This is a genomic window from Phocoenobacter atlanticus subsp. cyclopteri (assembly GCF_018343795.1).
Classification (GTDB): Bacteria; Pseudomonadota; Gammaproteobacteria; order Enterobacterales; family Pasteurellaceae; genus Phocoenobacter; species Phocoenobacter atlanticus.
On the sequence record NZ_CP074346.1, the window covers coordinates 551,821 to 567,937 of the forward strand.

At 33.6% G+C, this 16,117-nt stretch carries 13 protein-coding genes, 4 tRNA genes and 1 pseudogene; 3 read left to right on the forward strand and 15 right to left on the reverse strand.

Annotated features, from left to right (window positions below; translation table 11 throughout):
- Positions 1–323 precede the first annotated feature (323 nt).
- Positions 324–2,573: a DNA topoisomerase IV subunit A gene (gene parC, locus KGI96_RS02500; protein ID WP_211598788.1), complete on the forward strand. Its 2,250-nt coding sequence runs from the start codon at positions 324–326 to the stop codon at positions 2,571–2,573.
- A 179-nt stretch (positions 2,574–2,752) separates the two neighbouring features.
- Here the strand turns inward: parC and KGI96_RS02505 are convergent.
- From KGI96_RS02505 to KGI96_RS02570, 14 genes are all read right to left on the reverse strand, one after another.
- Positions 2,753–2,827, reverse strand: a tRNA-Gln gene (locus tag KGI96_RS02505).
- Between the two features lie 56 nt (positions 2,828–2,883).
- Positions 2,884–2,958, reverse strand: a tRNA-Gln gene (locus tag KGI96_RS02510).
- A gap of 28 nt (positions 2,959–2,986) precedes the next feature.
- Positions 2,987–3,071, reverse strand: a tRNA-Leu gene (locus tag KGI96_RS02515).
- Positions 3,072–3,089: 18 nt separating this feature from the next.
- Positions 3,090–3,166: transfer RNA gene (locus tag KGI96_RS02520), tRNA-Met, on the reverse strand.
- A gap of 164 nt (positions 3,167–3,330) precedes the next feature.
- The gene (gene aroE / locus KGI96_RS02525) at positions 3,331–4,149 is read right to left on the reverse strand and encodes a shikimate dehydrogenase (RefSeq protein ID WP_211598786.1); all 819 of its coding nucleotides are present in this window, start codon (positions 4,147–4,149) and stop codon (positions 3,331–3,333) included.
- A 3-nt stretch (positions 4,150–4,152) separates the two neighbouring features.
- Entirely contained in the window at positions 4,153–4,707 is a 555-nt protein-coding gene (gene tsaC, locus KGI96_RS02530; RefSeq protein WP_211598783.1) for an L-threonylcarbamoyladenylate synthase type 1 TsaC, read from the reverse strand.
- Positions 4,707–5,234 (reverse strand): DNA topoisomerase family protein, encoded by a 528-nt coding sequence (locus tag KGI96_RS02535; protein WP_211598781.1) that lies wholly within the window; start codon positions 5,232–5,234, stop codon positions 4,707–4,709. The genes tsaC and KGI96_RS02535 overlap by 1 nt, the downstream gene beginning before the upstream one ends.
- Before the next feature lie 11 nt (positions 5,235–5,245).
- Entirely contained in the window at positions 5,246–5,551 is a 306-nt protein-coding gene (gene yqfB / locus KGI96_RS02540) for a N(4)-acetylcytidine aminohydrolase (RefSeq protein WP_211598779.1), read from the reverse strand.
- Positions 5,544–5,987, reverse strand: coding sequence for a recombination regulator RecX (gene recX, locus KGI96_RS02545; RefSeq protein ID WP_211598777.1), 444 nt, complete (start codon positions 5,985–5,987; stop codon positions 5,544–5,546). The genes yqfB and recX overlap by 8 nt, the downstream gene beginning before the upstream one ends.
- Before the next feature lie 65 nt (positions 5,988–6,052).
- Positions 6,053–7,165, reverse strand: coding sequence for a recombinase RecA (gene recA, locus KGI96_RS02550; RefSeq protein WP_211598775.1), 1,113 nt, complete (start codon positions 7,163–7,165; stop codon positions 6,053–6,055).
- A gap of 183 nt (positions 7,166–7,348) precedes the next feature.
- Positions 7,349–8,278 carry a peptidylprolyl isomerase gene (locus tag KGI96_RS02555; protein ID WP_211598859.1) on the reverse strand — a complete coding sequence of 310 codons (930 nt, stop codon included), beginning with the start codon at positions 8,276–8,278 and terminating at the stop codon, positions 7,349–7,351.
- A 66-nt stretch (positions 8,279–8,344) separates the two neighbouring features.
- Positions 8,345–9,769 carry a bifunctional D-glycero-beta-D-manno-heptose-7-phosphate kinase/D-glycero-beta-D-manno-heptose 1-phosphate adenylyltransferase HldE gene (hldE, locus tag KGI96_RS02560; RefSeq protein ID WP_211598773.1) on the reverse strand — a complete coding sequence of 475 codons (1,425 nt, stop codon included), beginning with the start codon at positions 9,767–9,769 and terminating at the stop codon, positions 8,345–8,347.
- Positions 9,770–9,895: 126 nt separating this feature from the next.
- Positions 9,896–11,002, reverse strand: coding sequence for an ISAs1 family transposase (locus tag KGI96_RS02565; protein ID WP_213156538.1), 1,107 nt, complete (start codon positions 11,000–11,002; stop codon positions 9,896–9,898).
- A 349-nt stretch (positions 11,003–11,351) separates the two neighbouring features.
- Positions 11,352–13,289 (reverse strand): ABC transporter ATP-binding protein, encoded by a 1,938-nt coding sequence (locus tag KGI96_RS02570; protein WP_211597416.1) that lies wholly within the window; start codon positions 13,287–13,289, stop codon positions 11,352–11,354.
- A gap of 174 nt (positions 13,290–13,463) precedes the next feature.
- On the opposite strand from KGI96_RS02570, the pseudogene KGI96_RS02575 reads away from it, so the two are divergent.
- Together KGI96_RS02575 and KGI96_RS02580 are read left to right on the forward strand one after the other, a co-directional pair.
- A pseudogene (locus KGI96_RS02575) lies at positions 13,464–14,434 on the forward strand (aminodeoxychorismate synthase component I).
- Positions 14,412–15,011: an aminotransferase class IV family protein gene (locus KGI96_RS02580; protein WP_211597418.1), complete on the forward strand. Its 600-nt coding sequence runs from the start codon at positions 14,412–14,414 to the stop codon at positions 15,009–15,011. The pseudogene KGI96_RS02575 and the gene KGI96_RS02580 overlap by 23 nt, the downstream one beginning before the upstream one ends.
- 20 nt (positions 15,012–15,031) lie before the next feature.
- Here KGI96_RS02580 and menC read toward each other — a convergent pair whose 3' ends face one another.
- Positions 15,032–16,012, reverse strand: a complete 981-nt coding sequence (gene menC / locus KGI96_RS02585; protein WP_211597419.1) for an o-succinylbenzoate synthase — start codon at positions 16,010–16,012, stop codon at positions 15,032–15,034.
- Positions 16,013–16,117: the final 105 nt, after the last annotated feature.

Here is a 16,117-nt window from a genome sequence, read left to right on the forward strand (position 1 = left end):
ATGCCCTGCCTTATATGCTATCATAACGGTCTAATTTTTCACATAATTTACAAAATAAAAAATATTAACCTATTGAATTAAATAGGTTTAATTATAAATGAATTCTCACAATGACAAATTTAGACATTCATACACCTGATGGAACAAATACCTCACATTAAAAGCAGAAGATCCTGAAGTACTATTATTTTATCGGATGGGGATTTTTATGAGTTGTTCAGGGGTGATGATTTAAATAAGTTGTCACTATATAAACAGAATTTACATTAAAAAATTGCTATACTTAGCCACAAAATTTCACTTTAAATTTACAGAAAAATAAAATGACAACAGAAATTAACTACGAAGGCATTGAGCAAATGCCAATTAAACGCTTTACTGAAGAGGCGTATTTAAATTATTCAATGTATGTAATTATGGATCGTGCCTTACCTTTTATTGGTGACGGTCTAAAACCTGTGCAACGTCGTATTATATATGCGATGTCTGAATTAGGGCTAAATGCATCTGCAAAATATAAAAAATCAGCGAGAACAGTTGGGGATGTGTTAGGTAAATTCCACCCACACGGTGATAGTGCCTGTTATGAAGCAATGGTATTAATGGCACAGCCTTTTTCTTATCGTTATCCATTGGTTGATGGACAAGGAAACTGGGGAGCTCCAGATGATCCAAAATCTTTTGCTGCAATGCGTTATACGGAATCGAAATTATCTAAAATTTCAGAACTATTATTAGGTGAATTAGGACAGGGAACCGTTGATTATCAACCAAATTTTGACGGTACCTTAGATGAACCAAAATATTTACCTGCTCGTTTGCCACATATTTTATTAAATGGTACGACGGGGATAGCGGTCGGTATGGCAACGGATATTCCGCCTCATAATATTAATGAATTAGCAGAAGCCTGTGTGATGTTATTGGATAGTCCGAAATCAACCCTTGAGGATTTATTGACGGTGGTGCAAGGTCCTGATTATCCAACAAAAGCAGAAATTATTACACCTAAAGCTGACATCAAAAAAATATATGAGCAAGGACGTGGTTCAATAAAAATGCGAGCAGTATGGGAAAAAGAGGACGGTGAGATTGTGATTACTGGTATTCCTCATCAAGCTTCGCCTTCAAAAATTATTGAGCAGATCGCCAATCAAATGCGAAATAAGAAATTGCCAATGGTTGATGATATTCGTGATGAATCTGATCACCAAAATCCAATTCGTCTTGTGATCGTACCAAGATCAAATCGTGTTGATTTTGACGGTTTAATGGGGCATCTATTTGCGACCACAGATTTGGAAAAAAGCTATCGTGTGAATATGAATATGATTGGTTTAGACGGTAAACCCGCGGTTAAAAGTTTAGATACGATTTTAACTGAGTGGTTAGCATTCCGTCGAACTACGGTTACTCGCCGTTTAAATTATCGTTTGGATAAAATCTTAAAACGATTGCATATTTTAGACGGTTTGTTAGTTGCTTATTTGAACATTGATGAAGTGATAGCCATTATTCGTAATGAAGATGAACCGAAAGTAGAGTTAATGAAATGCTTTAACTTAACGGATATTCAAGCAGAAGCAATTTTAAATTTACGTTTACGTAATTTAGCAAAATTGGAAGAGCACGAGTTACAATCTGAAAAATCAAAACTAGAAGAAGAGCGAGATCATTTACAGCTAATTTTGGGATCAGAGCGACGTTTAAGCACTTTGATTAAAAAAGAAATTCAAGCAGATGCGAAAACTTTTGCAAGTCCTCGCCGTAGTCCTATTGTGGTACGTGAAGAAGCAAAAGCGATTTCAGAAAGTGATTTAGTACCAACTGAACCTGTGACGGTGATTTTATCAGAGCGAGGTTGGGTGCGTTGTGCAAAAGGACACGATATTGATGTACAGGGTTTAAACTATAAAGCAGGAGATGGTTATCTATCTCACGCTTATGGTAAGAGTAATCAACCTGTTGTCTTTATTGATAGCACTGGACGTTCTTATGCCGTTGATCCTTTGTCACTGCCATCAGCACGTTCTCAAGGTGAACCGATTACAGGAAAGATTACCTTGCCAGATGGTGCGGTTATTGAGCAAGTATTAATGGCTGGCCCCGAAACAAAAGTATTGATGACATCAGATTCTGGTTATGGTTTTATTTGTAAGTTTGAGGACTTAGTGTCTCGTAATAAAGCAGGTAAAGCGGTGATTTCCTTATCAGAAAATGCAAAAATGTTATCACCTCAACTAATTGAAAATGAAGAAGAATTATCGATAGTGGCAATGAGCAGTGTAGGGCGAATGCTGGTATTCCCATTAAGTGATCTACCAACGCTTTCAAAAGGTAAAGGAAATAAAATTATCAATATTTCTGCAAAAGCAGCGAAAGAGCGTAGTGAGTTATTAGCACGTGTATTATTAATTAAAGCAACTAGCACCTTAGTATTTTTATCTGGTAAACGTAAGATTAAGTTAAAACCTGCAGATATTGATACTTATCGAGGAGAGCGTGCAAGAAAAGGCTCTCAGCTTGTAAGAGGCTTGAGTGCTGATGTAGCCGTTGAGATTGTGGATGAATAATATGTAGTAGTGTAACGATATTGATTTAATTATTTGGTTAGAAAAAAGTGTGTTGTTAAAAGCAGCACGCTTTTTTATTTGCTTAAGTAATTGTCGAAAAGAGTAAATTAAGCGGTTAGATTCTTATAAGAATTTACAAATTATTTGAGTATAAAAGGCTGGATAACTTAGAAATAAAATGGCTGGGGTACTAGGATTCGAACCTAGGTATGCTGAGATCAAAACCCAGTGCCTTACCGCTTGGCGATACCCCAAAATGAAAAAAACTAACCAAAGTTAGCTTTACTTAAATCTTTTACTAAAATTAAGATGGCTGGGGTACTAGGATTCGAACCTAGGTATGCTGAGATCAAAACCCAGTGCCTTACCGCTTGGCGATACCCCAATAATCTTAAAAACACAAACCGAAAAAATGGTGCGGAAGGAGGGACTTGAACCCACACACCTCGCGGCGCCAGAACCTAAATCTGGTGCGTCTACCAATTTCGCCACTTCCGCAACTTGAAAATAAAAAAATGGTGGCTATGACGAGATTCGAACTTGTGACCCCAACATTATGAGTGTTGTGCTCTAACCAGCTGAGCTACATAGCCATTTTTTATTTTTAAATCACATTACCATATCGGCTTTGCGGGGTGTATTATGCTGATTTTGATAGAACTCGTCAAATACTTTTTTATTAAAAAAGGCTATTTTTTTATTGTTTGAATGTAAAATCAACAGTTTGTTTTTAAATCCACCATTGTAATAAAATTGTTCACTTTATTTCAGTTCTTAATTGCTTTAAAACAGGCTCTATTTGAGGCATTACTTTTTCCCATTTATAAAATGAATAAGCAGCTTGAGCAACTAACATTCCTAAACCATCTTGACAACAATTTGCACCATTTTGTTTTGCATAATTTAAAAAAGGCGTATTCATATTTGAAGCATATTGCATATCATAAACGTTAGTATTTTTAAAAAGGGTTTCGGGGATATTTATATGCTGTCCTGTTAGTCCTGCGGATGTGGCATTGATGATAAGATCAAAAGATTGATTATTTAATTCATCAAAAGTCGTACTATTAATTTCACCATATTTTGCAAATTTTTGAGATAATGTCACCGCTTTCTCACTGGTTCTATTATAAATTGTGATGTTTTGTTTTGCTGTTAGAAGAGGATATAGCACACCTTTTGTTGCACCTCCAGCTCCTAAAATAAGGATTTTCTGATTGGGTTGTAACCAATCTAGTCGAGTGAGATCGGTAACTAATCCAATGCCATCAGTATTATCTGCAACCAAAATGCCTTTATTCAAAATCGCTAAGGTATTGCAAGAACCTGCAATGAGGCAAGGAATACTATGTTCTTCTGCCACTTCCATCGCAAGTTCTTTAAATGGAGCAGTAATATTTGCTCCTTTTGTCCTTTGTTTTTTTAGAAAATTAAAAATTTGTGCTTTAAATTCCTCTTTATTTGTAGAGATAGCCGTGTATGAAATTTTTTTATTGGTTTGTTCCGCAAAAAGTTGATGAATTCTAGGTGATAGGCTATGTTCAATAGGATTTCCCCAAACAGCATATTGGTTCATTATTTATCCTCGTCTAAAAATATATTGCGTAAAAATATCTCGAATTTCAGAAGGATTCGTTTTCCCTCCTGTTGGTGCATTTAAAATGGGAAATTGTTTACCAAATTGTTGTTGTACTTCATTAATTGTTCGGCAAGGAGGCATTTCTGATAAATTGGCACTGGTTGAAGTAATTGCACTTTGAGTTGCATTGCAAAGTTCTGAAATTGCAAAAAGTTTGCATAATCTTACCGCTATAGTATCAAATTTGCCTGTTAAATAGTGTGGAACACTTGATTTCGCAGGCATTATCCAAGTAATGGGTTGTTCATCTATATGATAAAAACGTTGCCATTCAATCTTGGTGAGTTTTGTTTCGTCAATATAAGGCACTAAAAATTTAGGATCAGAGGCAAGTAAAATTAATCCTTTTTCTTCCGGACGATTTTTTAATTTTAGTAATGCTCTAACAGCCTGTTCACTGTTTGGATTACAACCTAAGCCAAAAACGGCTTCTGTAGGGTAGGCAATTACCTTATTTTGGTTAAATTGTTCAATAATTTGTTCAAAAGAGTACATTAATCTTCCTTGTTAAATAAGTACTGGCAATTTGTTTTTGCACAAAGGTACATTATATGTCCCCGCTGTTTTTTTTCTATGACTAATTCACCACCGCATTGTGGACATTGTTTTAATATCGGTTTGCTAGGTAATGTGAATTTACATTGAGGAAAACCAGAACAGCCATAAAAAGTTTTACCTGATCGTCCTTGTCGGGCAACTAATTTTTCTTTTTTACATTCAGGGCAATCAAATTCAATTTCTTGAGGTTCTTCGTGAACAGTAAAATGACAAGTCGGGTAGTGACTACACCCAATAAAAATACCATAATAACCCTGTTTTAACTGTAAAGGGTGATTACATTCAGGACAAAGTTCTTCTAGTGTTTTAATAATATGATTGCTTTGATGTAATGGTTTTAAATAATCACAGTTAGGGTAAGTAGAGCAACCTAAGAATAATCCTTGCTTGCCTTTTTTTATGTGTAAAGGAGCATTGCATTGAGGACAAAGTTCGGTCTGTTTTTTAGGTTCAAAAAGGCTCATCTTAATTTAAGTTAGAGTAATTTATATTTGATAACAAAAAATTGATTATCGTTTGGATAAATATCGTGAATAACTGATTTTAGTTGCTCTAATGTCATATTTTCTTGAATAGCGTGTTCTTCATTCAATTGTTCAAATAAAACAGGGGTTACTGAAATAACTTGAATTTTTGCAAAAAAACGATCTGTTTCGTTGGTAAAAACATCTAATATTTGATCTGGTTCAAAATAAGATTCTGATTTGTCTCGAATAGTAATGGTTTTCTTACCACTTAGGATATCTTGTTCAAATCGGCTAAAAAAAGTAATTTTATTCATTGTAATCTCCATTGATTAAGTCATTAAAATATTCAATATCAAAGCCACGTCCTAACATAAAACGCCACATTTTTTGTTTTGCTTTTAAATCCCAATGTAATGGTTTTTTCTTATTAAATACATTCTTTGCTAAGTTATACCAATCAATTTCACTTTCGGCAAGTTTTTGTATAATAATTTCACTGTTAACGCCTTTAAGTTGAAGTTCTTGTTGAATTTTTTTAGCACCAAAACCAGCTGAAGAGCGATAACGAATATAACTTTCACAAAAACGTTGATCACTTTGCCAATGATGGGTTTGAGCTTCAAATATCGCTTGTTCTATTTCATTCTCAGAATAGGATTTTTGTCTCATTTTGAGACGTAATTCTTGTTCGCTATAATCACGACGAGAAAGAAGATAAACAATGTATTGAATAGCTGTGTATTTTGACATAAATTACTTTAAGGTAGATGGCTCTTTCCCTCATAAAAATTGAGTGAGGGAAAGAGAGGATAAAATTAAAATTCTTCTTCAGAGGCTTCTATTTCTTCTTTTATTTTTTCTAATTTTATTTCTTCAATAAAATCTGCTTCTTTTTTATTCATTAGCAAATCACGAATATTTGCTTCAATTTTATCCGTTATTTCAGGGTTTTCCGTTAACCATTTAATGGCATTTGCTTTTCCTTGACCAATTTTTTCTCCTTCATAAGAGAACCAAGCCCCTGCTTTATTGATCATTTTGTGGTTTACAGCAAGCGTTAATAATTCGCCTGTTTTTGAGATACCTTCGCCATACATAATATCAAAGAACGCTTCACGGAATGGTGGGGCTACTTTATTTTTAACTACTTTTACTTTTGTTTCATTCCCGATGATTTCATCACCATTTTTGATTGGCGTAGAACGACGGATATCTAAACGAACTGAAGCATAGAATTTAAGTGCGTTACCCCCTGTTGTTGTTTCAGGATTGCCAAACATTACACCAATTTTCATACGAATTTGGTTAATAAAGATAACAAGACAGTTAGCATTCTTGATATTTCCAGTTAGTTTACGTAATGCTTGAGACATTAAACGTGCTTGTAATCCCATATGAGAGTCACCCATATCACCTTCAATTTCAGCTTTTGGTGTTAGAGCAGCAACAGAATCGACAACAATTACATCAACAGCTCCTGAGCGAACTAAAGCATCACAAATATCTAATGCTTGTTCTCCGTGATCAGGTTGTGAAATTAATAATTCTTTAGTATCTACACCTAGTTTCGTTGCATATACAGGATCTAATGCGTGTTCTGCATCAATAAAAGCACAAGTTTTTCCTAATTTTTGTGCTTGTGCAATAGCAGAAAGGGTAAGCGTTGTTTTACCAGAAGATTCGGGACCATAAATTTCAACAACACGCCCCATTGGTAAGCCGCCAATACCTAAAGCGATATCAAGTCCTAATGAACCTGTTGAGATTGCTTCAATATCTAACTTTTTATTTTCTCCTAAACGCATTACTGCACCTTTTCCAAATTGTTTTTCAATTTGAGCAAGTGCAGCTTCAAGTGCTTTACTTTTATCTTCTGATGTTTTGTTAACTTGAACTTTAGTATTTTTTGATGGTTTTTTCTCTGCCATAATTGATCCTTGTTAATGTAATCTAATTTATTGAAGAGAATAATATACTGTTTGGATATACAGTGCAATAGTTTTTTTTATTTTTACGATCTTTATCGAAAAATTTAAATTTAACACGGTTCTTATATAAAAAATCCCTCACTTTTTAATCGGTGAGGGAGGAAGAGTATTTAAAAAATTAAACTACTTATATTCAATTTGAGCATTTTTTCGTAATGCTTTTACCCAGTCTTTCGATACTCGTCTAGCTTGTTGATCAACCAGTTTTTTATATGCTTTTTGTAAATAAGCATTTTCAGTGGTATTTTTTTGACGAATATCTGTAACTTTTAATATATGCCAACCAAATTTAGATTGGAATGGCGCAGAAATGACACCGACCTTTGTTGAAGTAATGTGTTTTGCAAAACGAGGATCGTAAGCTTCAGGGAAATTCCAACCTAAATCACCACCATCTGCAGCGGAAATATAATCAAGAGAGTTTTTTTCAGCTGCTTTCTCAAAGGTGATATTGCCTGCTTTAATATCTGCAACAATTTGAGTTAATTTTTGTTTTGCCTGTCTATCATTTAAAATTGGATTTGTTTTAATTAAAATGTGGCTAACGCGGTATTGCTTTGTTGTTGCTTTTTTTACTTTTCCTTTTGCTCGATCTTCTGCAAGCATCTTTTTGCCTAATGCCTGAACTTCTTTAGGATCTACTTGAATTGATTTACCAATAGAAATTTGACGCACTTGATCCATTTTCATCTGTTCTGCTATTTGTTGTGCATATTGATCTAATGTAATACCTTGATAATCCAAGGCATCAAGAAGTTGACCATAAGTGATGCCATTTTGAGCTGCAATATTTTCAATCACTTTATAAACTTGAGAATAATCAATTCTAATATTTGCATCTTGAATAGCTTTTTGAATAAGATAATCATCAATGGTTTTTTCAAGGGCTTTTTTATAGTTAGTGTGTTTGTTTAAGTTATGTTTAACTTGGCTTTCCATAATCATATTGCCATCGACTAATGCAACGACACGTTCTTTTGCAATAGTGAATTGGCTTATTGTTATTAATGCGATAAATGTAATAAAAGATGATTTTATAAAGTTAAATTTCATCATAATTCCTTTAATTGTATAGTATAGGTTGTTTGAGTAATAGAGAGCAAAAAAGTTCATTCATTTTTAAGATGTTTGAATTTTTTTAATGATATTAGATGTTGAACAACCATTTTCAAAGTTAAGCACTTTTACATCGCCACCGTTGTTCCATACCTCTTTAGCACCTGCAATATCTTCAGGGCAGTAATCGCCTCCTTTAACTAATAGATCTGGTAATATTTCACTAATAAGACGTTGAGGGGTATCTTCTTCAAAGGCAACGACCCAGTCGACAGAAGAAAGTCCTGCTAAAACCGTCATTCTTGAATTTAAATCATTAATAGGGCGAGTTTCCCCTTTTAAACGTTTAACTGAATTATCACTGTTTACTGCAACAATCAAACGATCCCCCAGTTTTCTTGCGTTTTCTAAATAAGACACGTGTCCAGGATGGATAATATCAAAACAACCATTTGTCATTACAACTTTTTCACCTGATTGTTTTGATTTTTTCATTACAACTTTTAATTCTTCTTCAGAGACAATACCAAATCCTGTTTCGGCACGTTGATGAATGGCATTTTCAAGCTCCGTTGGTGTTAATGTTGAAGTTCCTAATTTACCCACAACAACCCCTGCTGCGGCATTTGCAAGATAGCAAGCTTCTTCATAACCACGACCATCAGCTAATGCGGTTGCTAACACACTAATTACCGTATCGCCAGCACCTGTTACATCAAAAACTTCTTTTGCTAAAGTAGGTAAATGGTAAGCTTCTTGATTAGGACGTAACAATGTCATTCCTTTTTCAGAACGTGTGACCAATAGAGCAGAGAAGTCATAATCAGTCATTAATTTTAAGCCTTTTTCAATGATATCATTATCGTTTTTACAACTACCAACAACGGCTTCAAATTCAGTCATATTAGGGGTTAAAAGAGTGGCACCACGATAACGCTCAAAATCAGTGCCTTTTGGATCTATTAATACAGGTACATTCACTTTACGAGCAATTTTTATCATATCTTGCACGGCATCTAAAGTCCCTTTGCCATAATCAGATAAAACCAATGCCCCATATTGAGCAACTTCATTGGTTAATTTTTCTAATAAAGATTGGCTTGCTGTATGATAAAAATTTTCTTCAAAATCTAAACGAAGCAATTGCTGATGGCGAGAAAGTACTCTTAGTTTTGTAATGGTTGGGTGCGTTGCCAAAGCAACACAATTGTTTTGAATATGATGTGCATTTAATAATTTATCTAAAGCATTTCCAGCATCATCTTGACCAATTAAACCGTGCAAAGTAACAGGAACATTTAATGCTGCAATATTCATTGCCACATTCGCTGCACCACCTGCGCGTTCTTCAATATCTTGAACTTTGACCACTGGAACAGGCGCTTCAGGAGAAATACGATTTGTTGCACCAAACCAATAGCGATCTAACATTACATCACCAAGCACTAAGACCTTAGCATTTTTAAACTGAGAAGAATATTGCATCATAATAATAACTATCTATTTTTAAACTAAAATGGTTTTTGGATTTTATCATATTAAATTATATTGTGGAAATAAGCGGTAAGATGTTTCTTAAAATCTGTCAGGGCAACCGCGTACTTTGTCTATAAATTAATCACACACACCAAAAATAAGCTCAGACCTCATTTCATCAGACCAGCCAGCTGATTTCAGCTTGCTTTTCATACTATTTTTAGCTGGATGTAGTCGTGCTAAATTAAGCCCTAAACGCCTAATTATTGCCATATTTTCAACGCCATCCCCCAAATAAATCGTACTATCATCTTCTTTAAAAACAACATCAAGCACCCAATGCGCTTTATTTTCAACTTCCCAATGACCCCTAATATATTTCGCAAAGTCTTCGCAAGGAACATCTAAGCTACTGATATAAAATACTTTTTCTTCACTTTTCTTGCCTTTGTCTTCTCTTATCCTATGAACTTGAATAAGGCTTTTAATTCCTGTCCAACCTTGAGATTCCAAAAGCCAATCACTTATTGGTAATTTTGAATAATACCGTTGATCTATTCGACTTCTTTCACAGTTAACCTCTTGAAACTCATCTATTTTTATTGATTTTTCTCGCACTACTTTATGAAAATAACTTTCTATTTCATTTCTAAATTTCTTATGATTATTTTTCAATGGCATCACATAATCGCTCTTCTTTTCTATGATTTTCTTCGCTATTTTCTTTTGCGTATTCATCGAATCTACCGTAATGACGGCTTGATTTAGCTCTAAAATATCTATCATTTCTAGAATGCTTTCATTCTCATTTTTCTTACCTTTGGACTTATTTTGAGCTAAAATTAATCCTCTTGAACAGCTCCAAGCCGTAATACTATGTAGGGCATTATGAGGCTCTAAATGTGAACTGTTTTTTAATGTTTTACCATCTATTGCAATACACTCTTTACCTTGTGATTTTCGTATCTCATTGATAAAATTAATAAAAATATAATTTAATTTCTCAGGATTTATCCGTCTTACAATACGAGCAATCGTATCATCAACAGGAATACCATTTTCAAAATCTCGGTATTTTCGTAACCATTTTATATTCAATTTACCAAACTGATGAATTTCACTCCATCCTTCTGCACCTGATATTACCGCACTTACGACAAGAAAAATAACATCTAAGAAGTCATGTTTTTTGTTTATATCTTTGCGAGGGTCTTCCAAATCTTTAAAAGCTGATAATATATTCATTTTTACACCTATTTGTTATTGAATAATAGGTGCTATTAGATCATATTTTTAAGAAAAGTGCGATCTTGCCCTGTAAAATCTGTAAAAAATCATTGTCAAATATCACTCAATATCAACTAAGCTTATTTTTGTCTTGTCGTGTATAAAGCAAGCAATTTTTTGTCTTGTCGTGTATAAAGCAAGCAATACCATCAAAGTGTTGATTGTATTTATCTATCCTAGTCATAATTATATTCGTATCGTATCGTATCGTATCGTATCGTATCGTATCGTAATCATAGGAAAAAGGTATGTTTTTATTATATTTATTATTTCGACAGGGCATTTACCCTGTCGTTACATCGGTTATTTAAACGCCATTCCTCATTTTTTCCAACTCTTCCCAACGCTCAAAAGCTTGTTCTAGCTCTTGCTCTTTGTCGGCTAATTTTTGTAACTGAGCATTAGTATAGCTTGCTTCTTTTACAAAAAATTCAGCTGAGTTTACTTCTTGTTGTAAGGTTTCAATCTCGGCTTCAAGCTGTTCCATTTTTTGTGGTAAACCTTCAAGTTCTAAATTTTCTTTGTAAGAAAGTTTTACTTTTTTTACATTTTTTGGTGTGGATGTGACCGCTTGTTTTACTTCTTTTGACTCTGTCGTAAGCGGTGTCTTCTTAACTGTTTTTTGCGATTTTTCATAGGTTGCAAATACATTATCTTGTTGCTGTTTTGCATCAAAATAACCACCCACATATTTATTTACCACGCCATTACCTTCAAAGAAATAGCACTCCGTTGCGGTGTTATCAATAAATTGACGATCGTGGCTCACGATAATCAGTGTGCCTTGATAATTAGTCAGCATTTCTTCCAAAAGCTCCAAGGTTTCTACATCAAGGTCATTGGTAGGCTCATCCAAAATCAGTAAATTATTGGGTTTTAATAATAATTTTGCTAATAATAGACGGTTTTTCTCGCCCCCTGATAATGCTTTAACTGGTGTTCTGGCACGTTGTGGTGGGAATAGGAAGTCTTGCAAATAGCCTAAAATATGGCGTTTTACACCATTCACTTCCACATCTTGTTTACCGTCTGCGACATTATCCATTACGGTTTTTTCTAAGTCTAATTCAGCACGGTGTTGGTCAAAATAAGCGACGTCTAATTTAGTGCCACAATGTACCGTACCAGATGTTGGTTGGAGTTGATCAAGTAATAATTTGATAAAAGTGGTTTTACCACAACCATTTGCACCCACTAGGGCAATCTTGTCACCACGCTGAATAACGGTGCTGAAATCTTTTAATAAAAGTTTGTTTTCAACACTATAATTCACATTTTCCATTTCAAAGACAATTTTTCCTGAACGGATACGATTATCAACGGTGACTTTTACATTACCTTGTACTTCTCGACGTTGTTGTCTTTCTTGACGTAATGATTTTAATGCTCTAACACGTCCTTCATTACGAGTACGTCTTGCTTTAATCCCTTGACGGATCCAAACTTCTTCTTGAGCGAGTTTTTTATCAAATAGATCATTTTGAAGGGCTTCAATTCGAAGATCTTCTTCTTTGGTTTCAAGATAAGTATCATAATTTCCAGAATAAGAGATCAATTTACCACGATCCAGATCCACAATTCGTGTTGCCATTTTACGAATAAAACTACGGTCGTGGGAAATAAAAATAATACTTCCTTTAAAGTCTAATAATAGATTTTCTAACCATGCAATCGCTTCAATATCCAAATGGTTGGTTGGTTCGTCTAATAATAAAATATCTGGATCTGCAACTAATGCACGAGCTAAAGCAGCACGACGCACCCAACCACCCGAAAGCTCACACAAACGCATATCAGGATTTAGTTCTAAGATTTTTAAGGTATCTTGAATTTTATTTTCAAATCGCCAACCATCGCTATGCTCTAATTTTGCTTGTATTTGCGATAATTCATTCATCAGCTGGTCAGAATAATCTGTTTGCATTTGAGTGAGAATATGATGATATTCTTTTAATAAATCCGCCAAATGAGCCACACCTTCTGCGACATAGTCAAAAACCGTATCTTGGATATGGCGTGGTGGATCTTGTTCCAACCTCGCAATAACAATCCCTTTTTCAACGATTAATGAGCCATCATCCAGTTTTATTTCACCCGCAAGTACTTTCATTAAGGTGGATTTACCCGCACCATTTCTTCCAACCAAACATACTCGTTCGTTTGGTTCAATATGTAATTCACTGTGATCTAATAAAGGTTGATCACCAAAACCTAAGCACGCATTAGAGAGATTTAATAAAGCCATATTTTCCTTAAGGCATAATTGAAAAAATAATTAGAGTGATTTTAACAGATCTAATCATAATTATTAATGTTTGAATGTATTTATTGAAAAATTATTTAGTCATCACTGATAACTTGAGGTATGATTTAAGTCAATAAATTACTCTATATAGCAAATATTTCTTTAAATAATCCAATGCAAAATTTTATTCAAATAGCAAATCAACTTGGTAAACAAAAAGTTCCTTTTTTGTTTATTATTGATTTTGAACAACAAAAACCATTAATAGTACCTATTAAAGAGTCGGATACAAGCGGTATGATGTTTGAGTTTTTTTGCAAAATAACCTAAATAAGAAACCAATCATTACTAAACCTTTTGAATTTTCATTTATTCCGATGGAATATGCAAAGTATAAAAAAGGGTTTGAATTGGTTAAAAATCATATTCAAGCAGGTAACAGCTATTTACTTAATTTAACCTATCCTACACAAATTAATACAAATTATAATTTAGAAGAACTATTTTTTTCTGCAAAAGCAAAATATAAATTGTTACTTAAAGAACAGTTTGTCTGTTTTTCACCAGAAACCTTTGTCCGCATTGAGAATAATAAAATTTACTCTTACCCGATGAAAGGCACTATTAATGCCAATCTCCCAAATGCAAAACATACTTTGCTAAATTGTAAAAAAGAGATTGCAGAGCATAATACTATTGTGGATTTAATCCGTAATGATTTATCCATTGTGGCAAAAAATATTGAAGTTACAAAATACCGTTACCTTGAAAAATTAAACACTTACAAAGGTGCAATTTATCAAACCAGTTCTGAAATTTGTGGGGAATTATCAACTAATTGGCAAAATGAAATTGGAACAATTCTAGCAAAATTATTACCTGCGGGTTCAGTTAGTGGCGCACCAAAAGAAAAAACGGTTCAGATTATTCAACAGGCAGAAAAACAATCTAGAGGCTATTATACTGGCGTTTTTGGTTATTTTGATGGTGAGTATTTAGACAGTGCCGTCGCCATTCGCTATATAGAAAAACAAGGTACAAAATTAATATTTCGAAGTGGCGGAGGGATTACCTCACAAAGCAATATTGATGATGAATATAATGAAATTTTAGAGAAAGTTTATGTGCCAATTCCCTCTATTTGAAACACTTTCCATTGTAGATGGAAAGATCAAAAATCTTAAATATCATCAGCAACGTGTTGATTATGCAATAAAATATTATTTTAACAGCAAACAAGCGGTGAGATTTTTTTCAGAATTTACAATTCCTAATAAGTTTCAACAAGGGCAAGTACGTTGTCGAATTGATTATAATATGACAGATTTTAATTGCCGATTTTCTTGCTATACACCTAAAAAAATTCACTCTTTTCAATGTGTTTACACACAAAATTTAGATTATCAATTTAAATATGCTAATCGTGAAAAATTAGACAATTTAAAAAGACAAAATAGTGATGAAGTGATTATTATCAATAACGGCTTTGTGACGGATTGCACTATTGGAAATTTGATTTTTCTAAAACAAAATCAATGGTATAGCTCAAATCATTATTTATTAAAAGGAACGCAACTAAGTTATTTAGTTGATCAACAAAAAGTACAACTTATTGATATTCCAGTTGAAAAAATAGCTGAATTTGAAAAAATTATGATGATCAATGCACTTAATCCATTTGATGAAAATAATACGATGACCATAGACTGTATTAAAATTTAAATCTTTTTTATATAGTATTTTTATATAGCAATAACTAACTCTTCAACAAATTCACTATTGAGATCGACTAAAGGTAATATAGAACTTCCAAAGGATCTTACAAGTTGCTGTTGCATTAAGTTCAACGTATCTAAACCTGCAATAGAATTTGGCGTATATTGAGAGGAAAAATGAGCCAATTGAGAAAGCCCAAGACTAGATTCAATACTTGAACTAATCACTGCCTGCAAACCTTGTTGATGTGTTTGTTCAATCAGTTTTTTACATTTCTCAAGTGAACCTGTTAAGGTCGGTTTAATAATTATAGCGGTTACATTAGGTTGTTTTTTTACAAAAAAATCAGGTTCTCGTGAAGTTTCATCCCACGCAATAGGGAGTTGAAATTTCTCCGCAAATTGTTGTGAAAGTGTTGCTGTTTGGCAGGGTTCTTCAATAAATTCCAATCTTGAGCGGTGACATTTTGCAAATTTTTTACCAAATGTGACCGCTTGTAGCCAATCCCATTTACGGTTTGCATCTAAGCGTAGAGTTAAATTTGGTATTTCTGCAAGAAGTTGATTAATTGCCTCTGCTTCTTGTTCTGGTGGCTGAATAGCAATTTTTACTTTCGCTATTTTGGTTTCCATCTGAGCAAGCTGAGTGATAAATTCTGTTTTATTTCCTTTAAATAAGGGAGCGGTTTGTGTCTTTATTTTTTCTGTACTTAGCTCATTATTTAACTCTGCAAATGCACAACTTAATCCAAAGGAAACACTAGGGAAGCATTTCTCTAACTGCAAATTTTGATTATAATGTAACCGCTTCAAAACTTCTCTAACTTGCTTTTCTGCTTGCGGTAGTGTTTCTACACTAAAAGAAGGCAAAGGTGCAATTTCACCTATACCTACTTTTCCTTTTTTTGTTAATTGCACAATCAATCCCTGCCGTATATTAAGTGTTTGACCTCTTAATATAAGCTCTGTTGTAATGGGTAAATAGTAGCGATAAAGTTTAAATTGCATTGAATATTGGTTATCTTTTTTAAGTTTTAATTATTATAAATGATATATCCTATAAAATCGTCTAAAAAATTATCAATAATAATTCTCATTGACATTATTGGGTTT